This window comes from Dysgonomonas sp. GY617, assembly GCF_015233815.1.
Lineage (GTDB): Bacteria > Bacteroidota > Bacteroidia > Bacteroidales > Dysgonomonadaceae > Dysgonomonas_A.
Window position 1 is genome coordinate 1 of record NZ_JADCLR010000041.1, and the last position, 1467, is coordinate 1467.

2 protein-coding genes are annotated in these 1467 nt (G+C 30.9%); both read left to right on the plus strand.

The annotated features are described in order from the left end of the window. Positions 1 to 388 precede the first annotated feature (388 nt). Positions 389 to 886, plus strand: coding sequence for a copper resistance protein NlpE (locus IR022_RS19800; protein WP_194205056.1), 498 nt, complete (start codon positions 389 to 391; stop codon positions 884 to 886). Between the two features lie 143 nt (positions 887 to 1029). After that, positions 1030 to 1467: hypothetical protein (locus tag IR022_RS19805; protein WP_194205057.1), on the plus strand; the 438-nt coding region annotated here is incomplete at its 3' end.

Here is a 1467-nt window from a genome sequence, read left to right on the forward strand (position 1 = left end):
CCTTCGAATTTCAATCGAAGGGGTTCCCTTTGCAAATACACCCATATATTTTATATAGAATAAAGTATTTTGCCCAATAAGTGAGAAAAAATACTAATAACTAAAAATGGGTGAAAGTTTCTCTTGTTGTTGCTCTTTTTCATATATATTCTGTCAGAGATTTATTTGCAACTGTTTTTGAGCATTTGGTATTACGGAGGGTCTATTGATGTGGTATATTTATTTTGTTTTAGACCTAAATAGTATATCTAATCTAGTACTCAATGTGTTCTTTTGCAATATTTATTTTGATTAATTAGAATGTTCTTTCTAAAGTTGAATGAATGTTTATTGTAATTTATGTAAATATTAACATGTATGTATTTAGCTTATGACTAACAAGGACAAAATGGAAAAATTATTATTCGTTCTGGTTATTATTATTTGCTTATTAGCAGCTTGTAATTCACAGAAGAATGAAGAAATCACCCAACCTGCTCTCGTAGGCATTGCAAAAAAAAATGCAATAAATGATATTTTAGGAGCGATTTCTGTATATAAAGGTATTTTGCCTTGTGCCGATTGTCGTGGAATAGAGACTACATTGAAAATTTATGATGATAGTAAATTCTTTGAGTTGACAAGTGTTTATTTAGGAAAAGAACTTGAAAATAAGTTTGTCCAAAAAGGAAATTTTAGTGTTGAAGAAGGATTAGGCACTGATTCGGATGGGATGGTCTATATCCTTAACTGCGATAGACCTGAAATAGATCAAATTTTTTATGGATATACCAGTGCTGAACCATATAAACGGCTCTTATTATTAGATAATAATCGTCAGATAATTGACTCGGAATATTCGTTGACCTTATCGAAGGTAATAATAGAAGCTTCTATTACTCCCTGATAATAGAAAAGTATCATGTAAATACTCTAAGCTATAGGATATCCAACGAAAAGTACGATTATCGATTACGTCTTTTATGTTTAATATCAAATTTTCTCCTTTTATTTTTGCATCATTAAATTTTTATAACATACACACTATCTATGCTCAAAAAAATATTAGTTTCAGCTATTTGTTTATTATTTACCATATCAACAGTTATAGCCCAAGATCAGGAAGAAGTTTTAAAGCAATATTTTGACAATATAATAAGTATTAAGGATGCCCGAGATCTACTTGGGGAAGAAGCCTATTGGTTCAATTTCCTAGATAGTGTGTCTCAGATTCAAGGTACAAAATTCATTTCCTCAAATGCGCAATATGTTAAATGGAATGGTAACGACAATAGCAGTAGAGCATTGGCACCGCCTCCTGCTTTGACCCATATAAATAAAGACAGTCTTAAAACAAAGCTCAATAATCTGTTAAAAACCAGCTGTTTCAATCAATGGTTAAAGCCTCCATATTCGGAAGTAGTTTTACCCAACTTTTTATCTGATATCGACCGTATTATAAATATACCTTTATGGAGGGAAGCCAGT